General features: G+C 67.0%; 4 protein-coding genes. 3 read left to right on the forward strand and 1 reads right to left on the reverse strand.

Annotated features, from left to right (window positions below; translation table 11 throughout):
* The first annotated feature begins 28 nt into the window (after positions 1-28).
* The 3 genes from cbiB to bluB are packed head-to-tail and all read left to right on the forward strand — an operon-like array spanning position 29 to position 2,565.
* Positions 29-952: an adenosylcobinamide-phosphate synthase CbiB gene (gene cbiB, locus WBB85_RS22370; RefSeq protein WP_432640778.1), complete on the forward strand. Its 924-nt coding sequence runs from the start codon at positions 29-31 to the stop codon at positions 950-952.
* Positions 953-967: 15 nt separating this feature from the next.
* On the forward strand, positions 968-1,942 hold the full coding sequence (cobD, locus tag WBB85_RS22375; RefSeq protein WP_432640775.1) for a threonine-phosphate decarboxylase CobD: 975 nt from the start codon (positions 968-970) through the stop codon (positions 1,940-1,942).
* Entirely contained in the window at positions 1,942-2,565 is a 624-nt protein-coding gene (bluB, locus tag WBB85_RS22380) for a 5,6-dimethylbenzimidazole synthase (protein WP_432640776.1), read from the forward strand. The genes cobD and bluB overlap by 1 nt, the downstream gene beginning before the upstream one ends.
* A gap of 86 nt (positions 2,566-2,651) precedes the next feature.
* On the opposite strand, the gene WBB85_RS22385 is transcribed toward bluB, so the two are convergent.
* Positions 2,652-4,023, reverse strand: a 1,372-nt coding sequence (locus WBB85_RS22385; RefSeq protein ID WP_432640777.1) for a chromosome segregation SMC family protein, incomplete at its 5' end; no start/stop codon positions are given.

Genomic DNA, 4,023 nt, shown 5'->3' on the forward strand with positions numbered 1-4,023 from the left:
GTGGAAAACGGTGACGGGGGCGCTGATCATGCTGGTGGCCATGGGGCTCGACATACTCCTCGGTTGGCCGAAATGGCTGTTCGCTGCGATCGGTCATCCCGTCACCTGGATCGGCGCGCTGGTTTCACGGCTGGACGGATGGCTGAACATCGATGGGGCCGAGCCGGGGCAACGGCGTCAGGCGGGCATCGTCGTGGCACTTGCGGTGATTGCCCTTGTGGCCGAACTCGCGTGGATCGCCGCCTGGCTGCTGCCCGATGGCTGGCCGGGCGTTGCGCTGGGCGGTGTGCTTGCCTGGCCTTTCGTGGCGCTGCGGTCGATGCACGATCATGTCGCGGCGGTGGCTGGGCCACTCGGCACGGGCGATCTGGCGCGGGCGCGGCATGAAGTCTCGATGATCGTCGGGCGCGATCCTTCGCGGCTGGACGAGGCCGGGGTTGCGCGCGCGTCGTTGGAAAGTCTGGCGGAAAACACCTCGGACGGTATCGTCGCCCCGATCTTCTGGGGTGTCCTTCTGGGCCTGCCCGGCATCGCTGCCTACAAGGCGATCAATACGCTTGATTCGATGATCGGTCACCGGACAGAGCGGCATGAGGCATTCGGTTGGGCCTCGGCCCGGATCGACGATCTGGTGAACCTCATTCCCGCGCGACTGACCGGGCTGCTGTTCGCCGTGACATCGGTGCGGCCACGCTCGGCGCTGGCGGTGATGTGGCGCGATGCGGGCCATCACCGGTCGCCGAATGCCGGCTGGCCCGAGGCAGCCCTTGCCGGGGCTTTGGGCATCAGGCTATCGGGGCCGCGCATCTATGGTGACAGGGTCGCGGATGAACCATGGGTCAATGAAGGCGCGCCGGATCCCGGGCCGGAGGATATCCATCGCGGCCTGACCGCCTACCGCTTCGCGATGCTTGCGCTCGGGCTTATCGTCGCGCTATCGGCGGCGATCTGAGGGGGATACGGGGCAATGCGCGATCACGGTGGCAATCTTGACGGGGCTATCGACCGGTTCGGGGGCGCGGTGTCCGACTGGATCGACCTTTCGACCGGGATCAATCGGGTGCCCTATCCGTTGCCGGACCTGTCCCAAGCCGCATGGACGGCCCTGCCTACAAAGGCCGCGACAGAGGGGCTGTGCAGCGCCGCCGCCCGGGCCTATGGCACCAAGGCCGCGATCCTGCCGGTCGCAGGCGCTCAGGCGGCGATCCAGATGATCCCGCGCCTTGGCCCGCCCGGCCGCGCGCGGGTGCTGGCGCCGACCTACAACGAACACGCCGCCGCCCTGCGGGGCGCAGGCTGGCAGGTGGAGGACGTTCCGGATGTGGCGGGGCTCGCCGGGGCCGATCTGGCGGTTCTGGTAAACCCCAACAATCCCGACGGGCGTCACCTGCCGCCTGAGGATGTGCTGGCGCTTGCGTCCCAGGTCGGTCGGCTGGTCGTCGATGAAAGCTTCGCTGATCCCTATCCCGGCATGTCCGTCGCCTCATCGGCCGGGCAGAACGGCATGTTCGTCCTGCGCTCCTTTGGCAAGTTCTATGGGCTGGCAGGGGTGCGGCTGGGCTTCGTGCTGGGTGCTAGCGATGACATTGCCGCACTTTCGGACATGGCCGGGCCGTGGCCGGTGTCAGGCGCCGCGATCGAGATCGGTGCCGCAGCACTGGCCGACCGGCACTGGGCCGCAGAAACAACCGCACGGCTGATGGCAGAGACCGCGCGACTGGATGCGCTGGCCGAGGCGGCGGGCTGGCCCCCCAAGGGCGGAACCGTGCTTTTCCGGCTTTATGAGACCGGCGATGCGGCAGCAGCACAAGAACGTCTGGCGCGGGCGCATATCTGGTCGCGGATCTTTCCCTATTCGACGGGCTGGATCAGGCTCGGCCTGCCGGGGGACGAAGGCGAATGGGCGCGCGTCGCGGATGCCCTGATGGGGGGAGGGTCCTGATGCAGTTCACCACGGACGAGGCCGGAATATTGGAGTGCATCCTAAAATGGCGCCGGGATGTGCGGCATTTCAGGACCGATCCCGTACCGGAAGAGGTTCTGGCGCGGTTGCAAGCGGCGATGGAAGCCGCGCCCTCGGTCGGCAATGCGCGACCCTGGCGGGTCTTTCGCGTGAAAAACCCCGATCTGCGCGCCGCCGTGCGGGCCGGGTTCGAGCGTTGCAACCGCGAGGCTGCGGCGGCTTATGACGACGCGTCGCGGACCGATTACATGCAACTGAAGCTAGCCGGCCTCGATGCAGCGCCCGAGCACCTCGCCGTCTTCACCGTTACCGACCCGGAGGCGGGCCGGGGCCTTGGCCGCCGCACCATGCCCGAAACCCTGCACCAGTCGACCGCGATGGCAGTGCATACGCTCTGGCTGGCGGCACGTGCGGAAAACCTTGGCCTTGGCATGGTGTCGATCCTTGAACCTGCCGAGATCGAACGGCTGTTCGACGTGCCGGAGGGGTGGGAGTTCAGCGCCTATCTCTGCCTCGGCTGGCCGGAATCCACCGACGATACGCCCTTGCTGCACCGGGTGGGGTGGCAGGAAAATCAACCGACGGATTGGATGGAGAGGTAGAGGGGCGCAGTCCCGGGCTTGATCCGGGACCTCTTGCCCGACTGACCGAGAGGTCCCGGTTCAAGTCCGGGACTGCGGTCTGCCTGTCAGGCGACCAGCGCCTCGGCCTTCTTCAGATCGACGCTGACCAGCTGGCTGACGCCCTGTTCGGCCATGGTCACACCAAAAAGCCGGTCCATCCGCGCCATCGTCACCGCATGGTGGGTGATGATCAGGAAGCGGGTATCAGTGCGGCGCGTCATTTCATCAAGAAGGTCGCAGAACCGGGTGACGTTGGCGTCGTCAAGCGGCGCGTCGACCTCGTCCAGCACGCAGATCGGTGCCGGATTGGCGAGGAAGACGGCAAAGATCAGCGCCAGCGCCGTGAGCGTCTGTTCGCCCCCCGAGAGCAGCGATAGCGTCGCCAGTTTCTTGCCCGGCGGCTGGCACATGATCTCAAGCCCGGCTTCCAAGGGGTCGTCGCTTTCGACCAGCACCAGATTGGCCTCACCACCGCCGAAGAGATGGGTGAAGAGCAGGCGGAAATTGCTGTTGACCTGTTCAAAGGCGGTCAGCAGACGCTCGCGCCCCTCACGGTTCAGCCCGGCAATGCCTGAGCGCAGCTTCTTGATCGCCTCTTCAAGGTCGGATTTCTCCATGACCAGATTGTCATGCTCTTCCTGCACCTCCTTCGCGTCCTCTTCGGCGCGCAGGTTCACCGCGCCAAGCGCGTCGCGCTGGCGGCGCAGGCGATGGACGTCGTTGTCCAAAGCCTCGGCCGAGGGCATCGTGTCGGGATCGGTATCGAGGCTTTGCAGCAGTTCGCCCGGTTCCTTCTCGGTCTCCTCGCGGATGCGTTCGGCGGCATAGGCGACGGTTTCGCGGGCGGCATCGGCGCGGGCTTCGGCGCGGGCGCGGGCCTCGCGCGCCTCAGATGCTGCGCGTTCCGCATCGCGTTCATCATCCGTCGCCTGCCGCAAAGCGGTTTCCGCCTCGGCCAGCCGGTCAGCGGCACCCCGCCGCCTTGTTTCGGCGGTGTCGATCGCGTCGTTCAGCTCTTCCCGCTTGGCGGCGATTTCCGCGGGCGCGGCCGAGGCGGCCTTCAACTCGGCCTCGGAGGCTGTCTTGCGTTCAGCCAGTTCCGCCGACCGCTTTTCAGCGGTCTCCAGCCGGTGCTTCCAGCCCGAGATTTCCTTTGTGATTTCCTGACGGCGCTTGGTGCGCGCCTCGCCCTCGCGGCGGATCTCGTCATGGGCCGAGCGTTTGGCCATCATGGTCATCCGCGCCGCTTCGACCGTCATCTTGACGTCCTCGACCTCGGCGCGGGCGGCATCGAGGTCGGGCAGGGCCTTCACGGCGGCCTCAGCCTCGCGCAACTGGGTGCGCGCCGCCTGAGCCTCCTCATCATGCCGGGCAACGGCCAGACGCGCGCTTTCCAGCTTGCCCCCGGCGATGGAGCGGTCGGCCTCGGCCTTGGAC

The sequence above is a fragment of the Albidovulum sp. genome, from assembly GCF_049646345.1.
Lineage (GTDB): Bacteria > Pseudomonadota > Alphaproteobacteria > Rhodobacterales > Rhodobacteraceae > Albidovulum.

Coding starts and splice junctions, on each gene's coding strand:
- cbiB (WP_432640778.1), top strand. CDS start 29: ATGCTGGTGGCCATGGGGCTCGACATACTCCTCGGTTGGCCGAAATGG.
- bluB (WP_432640776.1), top strand. CDS start 1,942: ATGCAGTTCACCACGGACGAGGCCGGAATATTGGAGTGCATCCTAAAA.
- cobD (WP_432640775.1), top strand. CDS start 968: ATGCGCGATCACGGTGGCAATCTTGACGGGGCTATCGACCGGTTCGGG.